Below are 17481 nucleotides of genomic sequence, written 5' to 3'. Positions count from 1 at the left end.
CTTGACATTGCATCCTTAGAATTGGATTTTTTGGTGCTAAGTTGCCCTCACCAAATCTTTAAAACACACAATATTTTTAGTAGTACTATGCATCATCCTTTTGGAATGAAGTGGGCAATTCATATACTTCAAGATCAAAATAGGAAACCGCAGCCAACAAATGATCAAAAATATCTGACATTATGTATTCATAGTTTTGCCATCGTTTGTCACTGCTAAAGACATAGATCTCTATAGGAATCCCTTGTGGAGTTGGTGCGAGTTGTCTGGTCATCATTGTCATTTTCATATTCAAAGCGCTATGATTACTCAGGTAAGACTCAATATATTTACGAAAAACACCTATATTGGTTAGATTTCTCCCATTCAGCAGAAGTGTTTTGTCAATGTTTTTTTCCTGGTTATAATTTGATATTTTGTCATTTCTCGTATTCAAATAATTACTTATCAGTTGAATATTTTTTAGCTTTTCAATTTCTTCATCTGTTAAAAATTTTATATCCTTCTGCTTAATAATTAATGCCCGTTTGATTCGTCGACCTCCGGATTCCTGCATCCCTCTCCAATTTTTGAAGGAGTCCGTAATTAAAGCATAAGTGGGTATTGTTGTAATGGTCTTATCAAAATTCTGAACTTTCACAGTAGCCAAATTTATTTCTACTACGTCCCCGTCTGCCCCATATTTTTCAAAGGTGATCCAATCCCCGATTCTAACCATATCGTTTATGCTTACCTGAATACTTGCAACCAGCCCAAGAATGGAATCTTTGAATAATAAAAGTAGAATAGCGGAGGCAGCTCCCAATGCAGTGAAAAACTTCCAGATAGATGTATCTGTAATAATTGCAAAAATGGTCATAATGGCCATTATCCAGCCAATTATCATAAACACCTGAATATAGCTGTCAATAGGCTTATCATTAAATCGCGGTAGTGTTTTCAGGTAGTCCCGCAAGCTTCGTAAAATGCTTTTTGCAATGTTCAGTATTAGAATAATCCCTATAATAGTTCCAAACTTCAAAGCCATACTACCCAAATATGCAAAGTCTGTAAAAACAACTGGAATCATTTCCATAGCTAAGAGCAGAGGGAAGATATGCGCTAATAGTCTTGGCAGTTTATTTGTTATGGCGATGTCGTCTAAATTGGTTTTAGTCTTACGGGCAAATAAGATGGAGGTTTTCCGTATGACCCTTTTAATAATGAAGTCAAGAAGACCTACTACAATTAGCATCGCCAGAAATAATCCGACAAGATTTAAATATCTCGCTAATGATTCGGACATCCCCAGTTCTATTAAATAGTCATATAAGAGGTGGGCGAAATTGATATTCATAACACTTGGAAATTTGTGCAAAATTACAGCCAAAATTTCACTTAACCCTGAATAATCATTCTTTGTACTACTAATCACAGAATTACCTAACCCATGTATTTTCCATAAAAATCATGTATCACCATTTTTGCGACCTTGAATAAAGAGACGTTTACTTCTGCAATGTTAAAGATTAAAGATGGCGTAGGCATCATTGAAAAATTGGAATTCTTTCAGATTCTCAATACTTTCACTTGTAAATCTTTTAAATTACGATGAATCTAAAAGGGCAAAACATTTTGGTCACCGGGGCTTCCAAAGGCATAGGGAAGTCAATTGCTATCCACTTACTTAAAGCAAATGCCCAGGTAGGAATCCATTTCAATAATAGCAGAGCTGAGGCCAATAAAATAAAAGTTAAATATCCTCTTTCGGAAATTTTTCATACAGACCTCGCCCAGTCGGATGAGGTGCAACTACTTTTTAAGAATACAATTAAACATTTTGGAAATTTAGATACTGTTATTCTTAATGCTGGCGTATTCTTGCCACATCCCATAGAAGACCCTACCGAAAAATGGCTTGAAATATGGCGGCAAACAATGGCAATTAATCTTGAAGCGGCGGGACTAATAACAAAATTGGGTATAGAACACTTTAAAACTCAAGGAGGAGGACGATTCGTTTACATTGGCAGCAGGGCGGCATTCCGTGGTGAAACGGAGGAATATCTGGCATATGCAGCCTCTAAAGGCGGACTCACATCCCTTGCGCGAACAGTAGCCCGATCTTTTGGTAAATACAATATCAAATCCTTTGTTATAGCCCCCGGATTCACCAGAACAGAAATGGCAGAAGATGTAATTGGCAAACACGGTGTGGATAGTTTACTTAATGAACTGGCATTAAAAGAGCTAACCACTCCTGAGGATATAGCCCCACTGGTGGTTCTAATGTGCAGTGGACAAATGGACCACGCTACGGGTTCAACAATAGATGTTAATGCGGGTAGTTATATTAGATAATTTAAAGAATTAACTATGCCACTTCGACACTTATTCCGGATCTACAAGATCATAAATATTTACTTGGTCCTTGACATGTAAAAAGCTAAAAACATTTTTATATAAGACAAGATATATCAGAAATACCCTACAAACAGGTGGCTACAGTGATTTTTTCCCAATTTATTGTAGAATATGAAACTTTAAATAATTACTTTGAATTACAAACAGTAAACCACCAAATGGTATTTCAGATTACTTACAGCTCGGTAGCTAAGCCAGGACTTTCCATTACAGAAATTGAAGAAATCATTACTGAGGCAAATCAATATAATAATATTCATGACATAACAGGTTGTCTGATATATAATAACGGGTATTTCCTGCAGATTCTTGAGGGAGAAAAGCAGCTTGTGATGATCTTAATTAATAAGATTAAACTGGATGATCGCCATGATCACTTTACCATACTTTCAGAAGGTGAAACGAATCTCCGGACGTTCAAGGAATGGGCAATGGCCTATTATCACGATCCTCTAAATGCTCAGCTTAATAGCGAAGTGCAAGAAATTAAGGCCTCTTTACTAGAACTTTCAAATAGCTCAAAAAAATCAAATTTTGCCTTGAAAGTTTTTTGGTACAATGTAAAGAAACTTTTAACTGAGGATGGTTATTATAAGACTACCCAGTAAATTCATATATAGAAATTTTTGCACAACAATGCAATCTTCCAGGAAATTTCTTAACCCACTAATGAAGAGTTGAACTGAAACATTTTACCTGCCATAAATGCATACTGTGATTAAATCATCACAAGTTTTGATAATAATTATGGGACCATGATTCAGGTCATTGCTAAAAATTTCTCTTTGTATTTCCTTTGCATAAACATTAAACGATGCTCTGGGCTATTTTCGGGATACTTCTATTATTGTTCATACTGTATCTATTATTTGTTCCTCTGGATATTGTTATAAACATTGCTAAAAACCAATACTTTGTTCGAATTTGGGGTTTGGCTAAAGTTGGCATAGAAGGTCACGAAAAAGAATTCTTGCGAATTAAACTCAATACACTGTTTACCAGGTTTTACTTCTATCCTTTGAGAAAAAAGAAAAAGGGACAGAAGAAGAAAATTGAGACAAAATCCAGGAAGAAGCGAAATTTTAAGTCAAATTTTAAAAGAGGGCTGCAAGTAATAAAATCGTTTAAAGTAAAGATATTACTACTAGATATAGATACTGGTAATTGTATACAAAACGCAAAACTGTATCCTGCGTTTGCTCTTTTAAATCACCATGTTGGCACTTTTAAAGTAAATTTTGAAGGCAGAGTGAACATGGTTTTGCATCTGCAAAGCAGGCCCATTAATATTATAAAATCATTTATTAACATTTAAAAAATTTATCATGGAATTACATTTTGAAGAATTTTTAGGTAAAATCACAGATTTTATCAAAACGGAAGCAAAAACTGAAACTGTTGTTGGCGAACAATTTCAATTGGGAGAATTTAAATGTGTACCGGTTATTAAGGTAGGCATGGGATTTGGATCAGGTGGAGGAGAAGGTATGGAAGCAAAATCGAAAAAGGGTCAGGGCATGGGTGCCGGAGCCGGGGTAGGAATTGAACCAATAGGTTTTTTGGTAACTAAAGATGATGAAATTTCCTTCCTTGAAGCAGGAAAAGCTCATGGTTTAGCCGCCGCTTTTGAAAAAGTACCGGATTTAATTGACAAGTATGTGGAAACGATGAAAAAGAAAGAAGAAGAAGAATTGGTTTAACATAGTCTGAAGAAAGATCAACCGCATGATTTGCTAAGTCTGACTTAGAATTGGAACTGAGTAGGATTCTAATTAAAATGAGTATCCTACTCGGTTTTATTTAAGGTTAAACCATTCGGCTGTAATTTGTTTCTCTGCCGGTTCTTGGCTTTTATATACAAACTCATTCTTCAGGCTATCATACTCATAATCTTTGCCCCATACTCTATGATGTAATGCGACTTGTGTAATAGCCTGACAAATAAATTCTATTTCCCTATCGGTCATTATCGGGTGGACGGACATACGCACCCAGCCTGGTCGTTCAATTAAGCAACCTTCCAGAATTTTTTGTTCAATGGCTTTTGAAGTAGTTAGGTCAACATTTAATAAGAAATGTCCATAAGTACCCGCACAGGAACATCCACCACGAGTCTGTACTCCATATCGGTCATTGAGCAATTTAACGACCAAATTATAATGTGCATCATCTATAAAAAAAGAAAATACCCCCAATCGGTCTTTATGCCTTTCAGCCAGTATATGTATATTCTGAATATTTGATAATTTTTCAAATAATAGGTCAACGATCTCATGTTCCCTCGCCAATATATTTTCTGTTCCCATTTGATCTTTCAGGCGTATGGCCAAAGCAGTCTTTATTGTTTGCAGAAAACCCGGAGTACCTCCGTCTTCTCTTGTTTCAATATCATCTATATAATCATGGTCTCCCCATGGGTTTGTATAGGCTACAGTTCCGCCTCCGGGATTATCCGGAATCAAATTTTTGTATAATTTTTTATTGAAAATAAGAACCCCAGAAGCTCCGGGTCCACCAAGAAATTTATGTGGAGAAAAGAATATAGCATCCAAATAAGCATCTTTGTCTTTTGGGTGCATATCAATTGGCACATAAGGCGCGGAGCAGGCAAAGTCTACAAAACATAACCCATTATAACTATGAATAAGTTTAGCAACTTCAAAGTAATCCGTTATAATTCCGGTCACATTTGAGCAGGCTGTAACAGATGCAATTTTTATTGGATGCTGCTCATATTTCAAAAGAAGTTCCCGAAAACTATCTAAACAAATAAGACCTTCTGAATTACAAGGTATTACCTCTACTTTGGCTATAGTTTCCAACCATGAAGTTTGATTAGAATGATGTTCCATGTGGGAAATAAAAACTATCGGTTTAATGGCATCAGGGACCTTTGTATGCTCTTTGAGGTTTTCTGTAACTTTTAATCCTAAAATCCTTTGAAATTTATTTATCGCTCCTGTCATTCCGGTCCCAACAGTTATTAAGACATCTTCTTCTGTAGCGTTTACATGATCTTTAATAATGGTACGGGCTTCTTTATAAGCCAGTGTCATAGCCGACCCGGTAACAGAAGTCTCCGTGTGGGTATTGGCTACAAATGGCCCAATTTGGTTAAGTAACTTTTCTTCTATTGGACGGTATAGCCTTCCACTGGCAATCCAATCTGCGTAAATGATTTTTTTAATCCCAAAAGGGGATTCAAAACTTTGATCTATACCAACAACCTGTTTTCTAAAAGGTTGAAAATAAGCTTCTAAAGTACCCGATGCTGTAAGAGTTGCTTTCATTTTAAACTGCTATTGAAACACTATGTGCTCTACCATTAAATAATAAATCTCTTAATTTCTTAGAATTAAAGATATTAAAACAATCCTACTTCAAAGAGTACTGTTCATATTTTCGGTCTAATCTGATAGTTTTCGGTAATAATAAAATAATTGTCGCGTTTTCTAAAAACAACTTTTAAGTATTTAAGTACAATCACAGGAAAACTAGATCTACCAATTACTTAATAGAATTTTCCTAGTATATTTAGGCTTCGAATTTAAACCAGATTATGAAGTCAATTCTCACCATTTTATTAGTATTATCCTGTTCTGTAATTCTTGCTCAAAAGAAGGTTTTGGATCATTCAGATTTTGAAATCTGGAATTCTATAAAAAACAAATCTATTTCCCCGGATGGCTATTATATCATGTACTCCCTTGAAAAGGGAGAAGCGGATCAGTATTTGAAAATAAAGGATAGTAAGGCAAATATTGTCTTTCAATATGACCGGGGTTCAAAAGGCCGGTTTACCTATGGTTCTAACTATGCCGTTTTTACAATTAATGCGTGGAGGGATAGTGTACTCGCAATGAAAAAACGCAAAATCAAAAAGAAAGATTTGCCAAAAGACAGTTTGGGAATATTAGATTTAAAAAACAATTCGCTTACAAAAATCGGTAATATAAAATCATATAAGATACCTGAAAAATGGGATGGTTATTTAGCTTATCAATTGGAGGAAATAAAGAAGGAAAAGGACACTACAGTAGAAAAAGACAAGGATGTTAAGGATAAAAAGAAAAAGGTTGGTAAAAAGAATGGCTATCACCTGCTGGTTCAGGATATACACACAGGGCAAAAGGATACTTTTAAGTTTGTTACAGATTATGTTTTTGCCAAAAAGGGTAAGCAATTAGCTTTTGCCTCTACAGGAGAAGATAAAAAAGATAGTTCCAGCGTCTATATACTGGATTTTGAAAAACCCAGCCTGATACAGGTTCATACTGCTATAAAAGCGAAATATTATCAGTTAAATTTTAGTGAATCCGGTAGTAATCTGGGTTTTATTGTTGACACGGATACGACAAAAGTACAGGAAAGACCAACTGAACTATATCTATGGCGTAAAGGCCAGGATAAGGCCCAAAGAGTAGCTGATGCCTCTTTGACTCCGAACTCATACCATCCATCTTCGGACGCGGAGCTGTTATTTTCGAAAGATGAGTCGAAATTGTTTTTTGGCTTGTCGAAACCACGAATTATTAAAGATACAATGCTTACAGAAGACGAAATTGTAAATGTTGAAGTATGGACATATAATGAGCCCAGGCTATATACTGTGCAAGAATTACAGCTTAAAAAGGATACCATCCAGTCATTCAAATCCGTAGTACACCTTAAAGATGATCTCAGGATTGTACAATTAGGTTCGGAATCATTTCCAGAAGTCGAACTAGGAGATGAAGGAAATGCAAAGTTTGCTTTGATAAAGAGATCGGAGCCCTATGACCTGGAAAGTCAATGGACTGGAAGAAGGGCACGTGATTATACCATTATAAATACTTTAGCGGGTAAATCAAAAGAAGTCCTTACTAAAGTTTCGGGAGAAGTAAACTTAAGTGCGGGAGGTAAATTTATTTATGGTTACAATTCTATGTCGGAAACCTGGTTTGTTTATAATATTGAAAGAGACTCTTATTTGGATTTGACCAAAGGCCAAGTTTTTTATGATGAACTGCATGATTCCCCTAGTCCGCCGGAACCTTATGGTGCTGCCGGTTGGACTGAAAATGACGAAGCTTTACTGCTGTATGATCGTTATGATATATGGAAATTTGATCCTAACTCTGGTTTAGCCAACCGATTAACAAATGGCAGGGAAATTATGACCAGGTATCGCTATGTATCTCTAGACAAAGAAGTGATGTTCATAGATACCAATAAAAAATGGTTGTTTACTACTTTTAATGAATCTGATAAGAGTGGCGGATATACCGAATTTAATCCAAAAAATAAAACCTTAAAGACTTTACTAAAAGGGCCTTTTCGTTATAGAAATCCAATAAAAGCCCAATTGGATGATGCGCTTATCTATACCAGAGAATCTTTTGAAGAGTTTCCGGATATTCGTTACTCTGATCTCAGTTTTAAAAACGTAAAGATTATATCCGATGCAAATCCCCAACAAAATAATTATAATTGGGGTACTATAGAACTAGTTAGCTGGACCTCTTTGGATGGTGATAAGTTAACTGGAATGTTAGTAAAGCCAGAAAACTTTGACTCCACAAAGAAATACCCAATGATCGTAAATTTTTATGAGAAAAGTACAGACAGGTTAAATTATCACAGGGCTCCAAACCCTGGACGTTCCTCAATTAATTATAGTTTTTACTCCAGCAGGGGATATCTTATTTTTAATCCGGATGTGAACTACCGCATAGGTTATCCGGGAGAAAGTGCATATAACTGTGTAATACCCGGAATTACATCTTTAATAGAAAAAGATTTTGTTGATAAGGATAATATTGGTGTACAAGGTCACAGTTGGGGAGGATATCAAATAGCCTATCTGGTGACTAAAACTGATATTTTCAAAGCAGCTGAAGCAGGAGCTCCGGTACCAAATATGATTAGTGCTTATGGGGGAATCCGATGGTGGACCGGCTTAAGCAGACAGTTTCAATATGAACATACACAGAGTAGGATAGGAGGGACACCATGGGAGTATCCCATCAGATATATGGAGAACTCACCTATCTTTAATATTGATAAGATTAATACCCCTCTTTTAATTATGCACAATGACGCAGATGGTCATGTGCCATGGTATCAGGGCATTGAGTTCTTTGTAAGTTTAAGACGATTGGGTAAGCCTTCCTGGTTCCTCAATTATAACGGAGAACCACACTGGCCGTTAAAATTACAAAACCGCAAAGATTTTAATATTCGAATGGCCCAGTTTTTCGATCATTATTTAAAAGGTGCTCCGATGCCAGTATGGATGGATCGAGGAGTCCCGGCAATAGAAAAAGGGGTAAACCAGGGATATGAATTAATGGAAAGTTCTGATGAGAATTAGATAAGATTAAAAGAGTAATTAAGCAAGTATACTTTCATGGCCAGAGTCTTTAACAAAAAGGCAGGAGCTATTTGTAAGAAGTGTCATTTCCTGCACAAATTCAAATCTTAGATTTTCTTCCATCCCAAAAACATTAAGGTCCGCCGACGGTGCATTTGCCACCGTATCCTTAAATTTTCCAACTCTAACTTCAGTAAGTGTTTCAGGTAAACGGGCAAGGCTAATCAACAAATTCAGGAAATTCTGTGCATTCTCTCTTTCTTCTTCGTCTTTAATAACAATAATCAACCGAATCTTTGCCTCCCAATTTTTTTTAAGCTTATACGCAATCAAGATCGACAAGTCTAAATTACCAATATCCCATCCAATATCCCAGTTTTTAGTGCGGTCACTGACCCAAACATTAATCATGTTTCTTCTGCCTAATAAAGCCGTAGGGTGCGAAGAGTACAATAAAACCCCAATTTCTAAACGGATTGATTCTTTTATGACAGGCCTGATCTCCGTTTCGTAATTGTCGTGTTGCTGTAGGTTTAAAAAAACAACATTAGGCCTAAAAAATGCTCCTTTTAAAGCCTGATTACCATAATTAACCCCTTTTGCAAAATCATCTGTATTAATTATCGTCCAGGAAGAGAAAACATCTTTAATTCTAAAGGCCTCAGAAAGGGAAGACAGTTCTTCTGTCAACATGCTATCAGACCCATTTGCTTCTATTCCCAATAGTTTTATCGATCCTTTAGGTTTGGCAATATTCCTTAAAAATTGAAAATTTCCTTTTGCACCAACAACATCTCTTACCGGGACCATCAAATTTGGTTTCCATGCCCTTTGCTGCATAGTTTTCATGCCCCAAGTATGCTTGGCCGCCCATTCTGCAAATGAAACAAAGAGCCCCGACCTAACATCTTCAAAAGGTGTTTCTATATTTTGTCGGGATAAAAACCAATAAACCACAAAAACAATACTTATTGAAATAAGACTTATCGTTGGGTTAATAATAAACATTGCCAATACTGAAGATGCTAATCCTATCCATGGAACCCATTTATTGATCTTAAACAGCGGCCGGTAACTTATTAACCCTAAATTTTGTTCAATAATTACAACAACATTGATCATTGCATAAGTAATTAGAAAAAAGAGCGTCACGAGAGGTGCCACTGCATTAAGGTCGCGAAGTAACATGGTAATAAATATCATAATCCCCGTGACTATCATGGCGTTTCTGGGTTGACCGTTGGCGCTTTGTCCTGCAAGAAATTTACCATAGGGCAATACCCGATGTTCCCCCATTGCAAAAAGGATACGCGAGGAGCCAACAAGAGAGGCCAGCGCTGAAGAGAAGGTAGCACCCAGGATACCTGCAATTATTAGGGGTCCAAAATAAGACTTATCAATAATAATATTATAGTTGGAGATCAGTTCCTGTTCCGTGGCAGAACGTGCCAACCAAAAGGCCAGGGCCATATAGATTACAAAGCTAATCCCAATTGCCCATAAAGTGCCCAGAGGAATACTCTTATTAGGATGCTTTAACTCACCGGACATATTGGCTCCGGCCATAATACCGGTTGAAGCCGGAAAGAACACGGCAAAAACAATCCAGAAAGTACTGCCACTAAAATCATTTTCAGGTGAGCCCCTAAATGTTCCCCATCTGATAGCATCTTCCGTTGGAATCGTCATCGACCCATGATAAGCAGCCATTACTATAGATATCAGCGAAAGAATGATAATAATCATTATAAAGAATTGGGTCTTAATTGCCAGGTCCGCACTTATGTATGCTATGGTTAGTAAAACCCCAAATACAATGATATCAACCAAAAAAGGGATATGATGAGGAAAAATTCCCAGCCAGCCTTCTCTAAAACCAAAGATGTACATGGTAACAGCCAGTCCCTGGGAAACATAACGTGGAATACCCAGGCTTCCACCTACTTCCAGTCCAAGTGCCTGCGAAATTATGGCGTAAGCACCACCGGCACCAATACGGATATTGGTTGTAATTGCTGACATGGAAAGTGCCGTAGTCAAGGTTATAAGAAACGAAACAATAATTATTAACCAGGCCCCCAAAAGACCTGCATTGCCCACTACCCAACCCATTCTCAGGTACATAATTACACCTAGAATTGTTAAAAGTGTGGGGGTAAATACACCTGCAAATGTCCCAAATTTCTTACCGTTGGCTGGCTGTGTTTCCATAGTAAAATAAGTGATGCTTAATTTGTGCAGAAGATAACAATTATGTACCAATAATGAATGAATTTTACCATGGTGAATAACAAATTAAAATATTCAAAACCAGGACCCATATTTAATTTCGATCAATAAACTGGCATCTTGGGACATTAAATAGGTATGTTCGTCCTTTTTAGGTTGATGCTCATAAACGGATTAGCTTAATTCGCAGGCATAACCATTTAATATACAAATATGAAAAATGTATTTTTTACTGCCCTAATGCTTTTTGCAGCTATGGGTTATTCTCAAAAGAACAACGGTAAAGTATTTAATGAGCATCCGGCTATTGATGTAGTCAATAGTATGCTTGAAGCCTTCTTTGTCGGAGATACCACTAAGGTGGCTTCATACCTCGCTGATGATTTTAAAGCTTATAATGGCACAGGCATTAATAAGGATAACAAAGGAAACTCTAAAAAACAGTTTATAAAAAATTCCAATTTTTGGAAAGAAAACCTATCCTATATTTCATTTGAGCCAACCAGTGGTGCTTATCCTGATGCTATTGAATATAAAGACGGGCAAATCTGGGTACAGACCTGGAACCATTTAAAGGCTATGCATAATACTACGGGAGTAAAAATTGATATGCCCACCCACAGATTGTTTAAGTTGAATGACGATAACAAAATAGAAACCATGATCAATTATTATAATGAACGTGTTTTCTGGGAAATAGGACAAAGCTTTGAAGACAGGAAAAATGGTACCATATACAACCATCATGACAATATCAATACAGTTCGGAAGATGATGAGTGCCTTTGAAAATATGGACCTTGAGACTGCCTATAGCTTTTTTAAGGAAGATGCGCGCTTTAATTCTTTAGAGTTGCCCGATGGAGAAACCATGAGTCTTGAAGAAGTAAAAGAGCGCAATAGTAAATTCATGGAAACTTTTGAAGTAACCAGCATAGATGTTGTAGGCTATCCGGACTATCTGGAATACGATATGCGCGATGGCAGAGTGGTACAATCCTGGTGGAAATTTAGATTGACCAGAAAAGCTGACGGAAAAAAAATAATTCTCCCAGCTTTGTATATTCATGATTTTGATGAAGATGGTAAGATCGTAGGGTCCAGTTCTTATTTAAGTACCAAGGTTCTCGACGCAAAGTAAATCAACCTACCTAAAAAACCCTTAAAAGAGTGCTTTCTGCACTCTTTTTTGTTTTTATCAACCAAATAGATTAATAACCGTAAGTCCTGTGATTATATTTTGTGTTAAAATACTGATTTGCAGAGTGATATTACTCCTTTACTGTTGGTGATGTGGGGTTGAATCTTTGGTCTTTTGAGAATGTATTATATCGAAAAAATAAAGAAAAGGGTAATTTTTACATTAAAAATCAGGAAATTAGCCCTTTCAAATAATTTAGCCTTATATAAAACTATTTGTACTGATTTATTTAGTGCACAATAAAATCCCCTATGAAAACTAAATTTTTCACTTCTTTTTTCATCATTTTGTCTATATTCCTTCTAGGATGCAGTGAAGATCTGAACAATGAGACGAGCACGGGCCGACTCACAGTACGATTAACGGATGCGCCTTTTCCCTATGATTTAATCTCCGAGGCCAATGTTACTATCTTCAAAGTTGATGCCCGTTATAAAGGGGATTCTATGGAAGGTGATGAGAATAATAAAGAGGAAGGTTATTCTTTTGTTGTTTTAATGGAAGAAGAAAGGGATTTTAATCTGTTAAACCTAACAAATGGAATTACCGAGACATTAGTAGATATTGATGTTCCTGTAGGTTCATATGATCTTATCCGAATTTACGTCAAAGGGGTTAATGTTGTCCTTAAAGACGAATCTAAATATGATTTAAAAGTGCCCAGTGGGGAACAAACTGGTATTAAGGTATTTATTAAGCCTTCAATTTTAGTAAGTGGGGAATTAAGTTCAGATTTACTTTTAGACTTTGACGTAGGCAGATCTTTTATACCTAAGGGTAATATCAAAAACATTTCCGGCATTAATGGGTTTAATTTTAAACCTGTTATCAAGGCATGTAATATGTCTTTTGCAGGTTCTGTATCAGGATTGGTTTCAACTATGATGGATGGCGAGATAATTGGGTTGGAGAATGCAACGGTATCTGTATTTGAGACAGGCACTTTAGATCCTATTATGGCCCCTACAGATGAGAACGGCAACTATACCGTAATGGGTCTTAATGCAGGCTTATATGATGTGATGGTAGAACTAAAAGGGTATAAAACACAAACTATTAAAGAAGTAACTATAGTGGCGGGGAATAAAATAATTCAAGACTTTGATTTGGTTCCTGTGCCATAAGGAACAGTGGTTAAGTCCGAAAGGCGGAATAGTGATATTCCGCCTTTTTTAATAAAAACACCTAGCTAACAGTTTACTTCAATGCAGAATTCCATTCTTTATAATTGGTAAAAATCTTTATTTTTGGTTATAACAGGGATTAATTTGGGGAATATGATCACAGAAACAATTTCCCTTGAAGAAATACCAATTCACTTGCCTCAGATGCCTCAATATAATTTTCAAGGAAATACAGAAGTCAATTCTTTTTAATATGATTTACCGGGCATTTGACCTGGGCATTAAAATGAAACCTCTAAATATTAATTCTATCTTTGTATACTCTGGTTTATTGTCACCTAAAAAGTTAACTGCTAGAACATATGAAATCATTTACAATTCAGGAAATTAATGCGATTCTCGGTGGAGAACTCGTGGGTAATACAGACCAAAAGATATTGGGTTTGGAAGAAATTGATAAAGCGGGTAACTCCCAAATAACCTTTATTGGGAGCAGAAAATATACTCAAAAATGGGAAAATTCCAAGGCAGCAGCAGCAATTATTAATGAAGGACTCAAAGCTGAGCCGGGAGAAAACAGAGCCCTGATTAAAGTCAAAAACGCTGATTTAGCTATGGCGAAGTTATTGGAAGTTTTTATCAAAGAAACACCACATTTTGACGTAGATATACATCCTACTGCAGTAATTCATGAAACGGTCACAATAGGTGAGGGAAGTAAAATAGGTGCAGGAAGTTATATAGGAAAAGATGTTGTTCTGGGAGCGGCGGTTATTATATATCCTAATGTCACCATTCTTGATGAAACTACAATTGGTGCTCATACAGTTATATGGTCAGGTACGGTTATTCGCGAGCGAACTGAGATAGGGGCTTACTGTATTTTTCAAAATAACGTTAGTATCGGTGGTGATGGTTTTGGATATCGTCCGAGGGAAGATGGCCGGGGGTTAGTAAAAATTCCGCATATAGGGAATGTGGTAATTGGTAATGACGTGGAAATTGGAGCAAATTCATCGGTTGACCGTGCAAAATTCAGTTCCACTATATTAGGCGACGGTTGTAAGATTGATAACCAGGTCCAGATTGCGCATAATTGTGTTTTAGGACGTTCTTGTATCATGGCAGGGGCTAGTGGCCTGGCTGGTTCTGTGACCCTGGGCGACGGGGTAGTTATTGGTGGTAGCGCATCGATAAAGGATCATACTACCATTCATTCCGGTGCTACTGTAGGAGCTGGTTCCGGAGTTTTAGCTGACGTACCTGCCGGGAAAACAGTATTGGGATATCCGGCTGCCGACGCACGTGAGAAACTAAAGGAATGGGTTGCTACACGTAATTTGATTAAGTAAAAGCAGGCTGACAATAGGTATATTCAATCAAATCATATAAACCTATAGTTGCTTTCTTTTCAGGATTGTAAAAGCAATATGCTTTCCATTGTTCAAATATGCTATAAACTAAGGAATTCTCTTTAATTGCTAATTAACTAATTGGCAATATTTGCCGTAAAGAACCAGCTTTCCACGCCTTTTAATTGTAAATTAAAAAGCAAGTGTTATCTTCGCAATAGTTTAATGAGATGACTACCGACCTATAGCAACTATCGCTCTGGCTAATTTTTTGGAGTATTCAAAGTTCCACACTTACTTTTCCGAGCTTTCATTTCTTAATCAAGCTTCTTATTAAACTAAACTATAATATCCAAATAAAATATTTTAATGGCAAGATCACAACAAACATATAGCAAAGGCGAAAAAGAAAAAAAACGTCTCAAAAAGCGCGAGGATAAACAAAAGAAGAAAGAAGCACGTAAAGCAGCCGCCAAAGAAAAAGGTGGAGGCATTGAATTTGCATATGTAGACCACATGGGAAATCTAACAGATACTCCTCCGGATCCTTCACTGAAAGTGGAAATCGAGGCTGAAGATATTATCCTTGGCATTCCAAAGAGGGAAGAAGGCGATATAGAGGAGGTAGATCCTGTAAGAAAAGGGAAAGTTTCTTTCTTTGATAACTCTAAAGGATTTGGCTTTATCATTGATATTGAAAACAATGAAAAATATTTCTGTCACGTAAGCGGATTAATTGATGAGATTGCTGAAAACGACAAGGTTTCTTTTGAACTGGAAAAAGGAATGAAAGGGCTTAATGCAGTTAGGGTAAAGAAAGTATAACTTCAAATTTTCTCCACAAAACATCCATTTCCCGTCTTATTTTCAAATTTTCTTCATTGAATTGTGATTTTTTAGTGTTTTACTTTACTAATAGTTAAATAGTAAATTCAAAACAAGATGAAATCAGACAATAAGTATTCAGATTTTATAGAATTGATCTGTAAGTTCTATCAATGCGAGCTTCGCATATTTAAAAGAATCTTAAGAATAGAATAGGCTCTGCATATTTTACCATTTTTGGGTAAACATGGGGTTCTTCCCTCAAGATATATTCAGCAGCATATCAAAAATACTTCTACCCCATTTTTGCAGTAGCTTAAATAAAGGCTCAAAGTCATTACAATAGAATTTCTTCAATTTATATTGTTTTTTGTAACAAAAATAAAGTGTTGGCGTCTTTTGAGTATACATCAATCAAAAAACGATCATCATGAGAACACTAGACATGAACTACATTAAAAGGACCTTAAATTATCATATGGGTTATGGATGGAGTATGAGCAGAAGTCATTCTTCAAAAGGAACAAAAAGAAATAACATAACTTCTTAACTCTAAAATATCATGAGAAGATTATTTCTAATAGCAATCATGGCAATAACATTAGCCTCCTGTTCCAAAGATGATTATACAGGATCAGGAAATACGGTTTCAGAATTCAGAGACGTAAATTTATTTACTAAAATTAGTAGTGAAGGGACTTTTGTAGTTAATATAACGCAGGGTCCGTCACAATCTCTGGAAATTATAGCGGATGATAATATCATTGGCAGAGTTAAAACCAAAATTTCCGATGGACGATTAAAGATATACCTTGAAGATGGAAACTATAAAAATACCTATTTGGAAGCCAATATTACGATGGCGGATTTAAACGGAATAAAAAACGAAGGCATAGGAGATATTACTGTGTTCGAATTACAAAGTGCCGGGACTATGGAAATTGAAAATATAGGGGCTGGAAATATTGCAATTGCCGGTTACACAGATAACTTAACTATTCTCAATGAAGGGTCCGGAACTATTAATTGTGCAGAGTTTATGGCGGCCAATATAGATTTAAGCATTGAAGGTTCAGGAGATAGTGAAGTCTATTGCACAGAAAGTTTAAACGTAAACATTGAAGGCAGTGGAAATGTTTATTACAAGGGTAGTCCCTCTGTAACTAAAGATATATCCGGCTCGGGTCAGGTTATTCCTATGAATTGAATTGTTCACATTTGGCAGTGAGAATTGTCAAAAGTTTTACTTCCCCCGGCAATAAATTTTCTAAAGATATATTTCCTATACGTATCCTAATAAGTCGGAGAGTAGGGTAACCAACTGCTGCGGTCATTTTACGAACCTGCCTGAATTTACCTTCTGTAAGTGTAATGCTTATCCAACTGGTAGGCCTGTGCCGCCCTATTCTAAGTTTTTTATCGGCCTCAGGAAGTTTTGGGAGGCCACTTAATTTGTATGCATTACAAGCTTTAGTAAGGTATCGTTTTCCCTCAAAACCAATCGTAACACCATTTTCCAAAAGTGCTATTGCCTCATTTGTAATTTCCCCATCTAATTGCGCATAATACTCTTTTTCTATACCAGAGCGATTTATTTCATCGCTTAGCTTCCCATCTGTGGTAAGAAGAAGAAGGCCCTCAGATTTCTCATCGAGTCGCCCTATGGGCATTACCCCATCCGGAAAATTATAAAGCTCATTTAAGAATTTTTTTTTGCGTATCTCCCTGGGGCTTTTAGAATTAAGCTGACTTATTATACCGCAGGGTTTATACAGCTTGTAGTGAAGTGGCATATTATCCATTTGAGTTGGCAAGGTAACAAAGTCCTGTTGGACTTAGTGCTCACCTTAATTTATTATTAGTTATGTAAATGACTTGTTTAAAATTAACTCTGTTGGTTTATTACCTTTATTATGATTCCTTTTACTCAGGTTCAGTTGGATTGTCTGGCGGAAATAAATCTGTAAAACTTAATTATTTTGCTTAAATTGTATAA

General features: G+C 36.3%; 14 protein-coding genes. 10 read left to right on the top strand and 4 right to left on the bottom strand.

Features of this window, described 5'->3' with window-relative positions:
* Positions 1–85: 85 nt before the first annotated feature.
* Entirely contained in the window at positions 86–1336 is a 1251-nt protein-coding gene (locus Q0X66_RS04865; protein ID WP_297703778.1) for a mechanosensitive ion channel domain-containing protein, read from the bottom strand.
* 254 nt (positions 1337–1590) lie between these two features.
* Between Q0X66_RS04865 and Q0X66_RS04860 the strand changes: the two genes are divergently transcribed.
* From Q0X66_RS04860 to Q0X66_RS04845, 4 genes are all read left to right on the top strand, one after another.
* Complete coding sequence (locus Q0X66_RS04860) at positions 1591–2340, top strand: SDR family oxidoreductase (RefSeq protein WP_297703776.1); 750 nt, start codon at positions 1591–1593, stop codon at positions 2338–2340.
* 221 nt (positions 2341–2561) lie between these two features.
* A complete protein-coding gene (locus Q0X66_RS04855) occupies positions 2562–3011 on the top strand; it encodes a BLUF domain-containing protein (RefSeq protein WP_297703774.1) in 450 nt (149 codons plus the stop codon).
* A gap of 206 nt (positions 3012–3217) precedes the next feature.
* Positions 3218–3718: a hypothetical protein gene (locus Q0X66_RS04850; protein ID WP_297703772.1), complete on the top strand. Its 501-nt coding sequence runs from the start codon at positions 3218–3220 to the stop codon at positions 3716–3718.
* Positions 3719–3728: 10 nt separating this feature from the next.
* Complete coding sequence (locus tag Q0X66_RS04845) at positions 3729–4103, top strand: GerW family sporulation protein (RefSeq protein ID WP_297703770.1); 375 nt, start codon at positions 3729–3731, stop codon at positions 4101–4103.
* Between the two features lie 96 nt (positions 4104–4199).
* Here Q0X66_RS04845 and Q0X66_RS04840 read toward each other — a convergent pair whose 3' ends face one another.
* Positions 4200–5693, bottom strand: coding sequence for an aminotransferase class V-fold PLP-dependent enzyme (locus tag Q0X66_RS04840; RefSeq protein ID WP_297703768.1), 1494 nt, complete (start codon positions 5691–5693; stop codon positions 4200–4202).
* 269 nt (positions 5694–5962) lie between these two features.
* Here Q0X66_RS04840 and Q0X66_RS04835 point away from each other — a divergent pair, with 269 nt between their 5' ends.
* Positions 5963–8755: a prolyl oligopeptidase family serine peptidase gene (locus tag Q0X66_RS04835; RefSeq protein ID WP_297703766.1), complete on the top strand. Its 2793-nt coding sequence runs from the start codon at positions 5963–5965 to the stop codon at positions 8753–8755.
* Between the two features lie 18 nt (positions 8756–8773).
* On the opposite strand, the gene Q0X66_RS04830 is transcribed toward Q0X66_RS04835, so the two are convergent.
* Positions 8774–10966 carry an amino acid permease gene (locus Q0X66_RS04830; protein ID WP_297703763.1) on the bottom strand — a complete coding sequence of 731 codons (2193 nt, stop codon included), beginning with the start codon at positions 10964–10966 and terminating at the stop codon, positions 8774–8776.
* A gap of 231 nt (positions 10967–11197) precedes the next feature.
* On the opposite strand from Q0X66_RS04830, the gene Q0X66_RS04825 reads away from it, so the two are divergent.
* The 5 genes from Q0X66_RS04825 (at position 11198) to Q0X66_RS04805 (ending at position 16692) form a co-directional block, all read left to right on the top strand.
* Positions 11198–12124 (top strand): nuclear transport factor 2 family protein, encoded by a 927-nt coding sequence (locus Q0X66_RS04825; RefSeq protein ID WP_297703761.1) that lies wholly within the window; start codon positions 11198–11200, stop codon positions 12122–12124.
* Between the two features lie 311 nt (positions 12125–12435).
* The gene (locus tag Q0X66_RS04820) at positions 12436–13308 is read left to right on the top strand and encodes a DUF4382 domain-containing protein (RefSeq protein WP_297703759.1); all 873 of its coding nucleotides are present in this window, start codon (positions 12436–12438) and stop codon (positions 13306–13308) included.
* A 362-nt stretch (positions 13309–13670) separates the two neighbouring features.
* On the top strand, positions 13671–14660 hold the full coding sequence (lpxD, locus tag Q0X66_RS04815) for a UDP-3-O-(3-hydroxymyristoyl)glucosamine N-acyltransferase (RefSeq protein ID WP_297703757.1): 990 nt from the start codon (positions 13671–13673) through the stop codon (positions 14658–14660).
* A gap of 369 nt (positions 14661–15029) precedes the next feature.
* A complete protein-coding gene (locus Q0X66_RS04810) occupies positions 15030–15485 on the top strand; it encodes a cold-shock protein (protein ID WP_297703755.1) in 456 nt (151 codons plus the stop codon).
* Between the two features lie 562 nt (positions 15486–16047).
* The gene (locus Q0X66_RS04805) at positions 16048–16692 is read left to right on the top strand and encodes a head GIN domain-containing protein (protein ID WP_297703753.1); all 645 of its coding nucleotides are present in this window, start codon (positions 16048–16050) and stop codon (positions 16690–16692) included.
* Here Q0X66_RS04805 and Q0X66_RS04800 read toward each other — a convergent pair.
* Complete coding sequence (locus tag Q0X66_RS04800; RefSeq protein WP_297703751.1) at positions 16682–17287, bottom strand: pseudouridine synthase; 606 nt, start codon at positions 17285–17287, stop codon at positions 16682–16684. The genes Q0X66_RS04805 and Q0X66_RS04800 overlap by 11 nt on opposite strands.
* Positions 17288–17481 lie beyond the last annotated feature (194 nt).

The sequence above is a fragment of the uncultured Eudoraea sp. genome (assembly GCF_947260015.1).
GTDB lineage: Bacteria > Bacteroidota > Bacteroidia > Flavobacteriales > Flavobacteriaceae > Eudoraea.
This window is presented reverse-complemented; position numbering and strand designations above follow the sequence as displayed.